Genomic DNA, 1,106 nt, shown 5'->3' with positions numbered 1-1,106 from the left:
GATATCTCCAATCTCAAGGGCGAGCCTGAGTGGATGCTGCAGCGTCGCCTCAAGGCCCTTGAGTTGTTTGAGCGCAAGCCGATGCCGACTTGGGGTGCTGACCTGTCGGGCATCGATTTCGACAACATCAAGTACTTCGTGCGTTCCACGGAGAAGCAGGCCCAGACTTGGGACGACCTGCCCGAGGACATCAAGAGCACCTATGAGAAGCTCGGCATTCCCGAGGCCGAGCGTCAGCGTCTTGTCTCCGGCGTCGCGGCCCAGTATGAGTCCGAGGTGGTCTATCACCAGATCAACGAAGAATTGGCTGCGCAGGGTGTCATCTTCATGGATACCGACACGGCGTTGAGGGAGCATCCGGAGTTCTTCGAGGAGTATTTCGGCACGATCATTCCCTCCGGCGACAACAAGTTCGCGGCGCTGAACACCTCGGTGTGGTCGGGCGGCTCTTTCGTTTATGTGCCGCCGGGTGTGCACGTGGAGATCCCGCTGCAGGCCTACTTCCGCATCAATACGGAGAATATGGGGCAGTTTGAGCGCACCCTGATCATCGCCGACGAGGGCAGCTACGTGCACTACATCGAGGGGTGCACGGCCCCGATCTACTCGTCCGATTCTCTGCACTCTGCGGTGGTCGAGATTGTTGTGAAGAAGAATGCCCGCGTTCGCTACACGACTATCCAGAACTGGTCCACGAACGTCTACAACCTGGTCACGAAGCGTGCGACGGCTGCGGAGGGTGCCACGATGGAGTGGATCGATGGCAATATCGGTTCCAAGGTCACGATGAAGTACCCGTCGATTTATCTGATGGGTGAGCACGCTAAGGGGGAGACCCTGTCGGTGGCGTTCGCGGGTCCCGGTCAGCATCAGGATGCGGGCGCGAAGATGATCCACATGGCGCCGTATACGCAGTCTTCGATCGTGTCGAAGTCCATTGCCCGGGGTGGTGGCCGGTCTGGTTACCGCGGTGAGGTGCGGGTGGATGCCACGGCGCACCACTCCGCGAACACGGTGCGCTGTGACGCGTTGCTGGTGGACACGAAATCGCGTTCGGACACGTATCCATCGATCGATATCCGGGTCGATGATGTGCAGTTGGGCCA

At 59.5% G+C, this 1,106-nt stretch carries 1 protein-coding gene; it reads left to right on the top strand.

The genetic code is table 11. The features are described from left to right. A partial coding sequence (gene sufB, locus E3O47_RS00005; protein ID WP_134419243.1) for a Fe-S cluster assembly protein SufB occupies positions 1-1,106 on the top strand: 1,106 nt, incomplete at both ends.

The organism is Cryobacterium sp. TMT2-17-1 (assembly GCF_004402765.1).
GTDB lineage: Bacteria > Actinomycetota > Actinomycetes > Actinomycetales > Microbacteriaceae > Cryobacterium > Cryobacterium sandaracinum.
The sequence above is the reverse complement of the archived record's forward strand: the minus strand, read 5'-3'. Positions and strand labels throughout refer to the sequence as shown.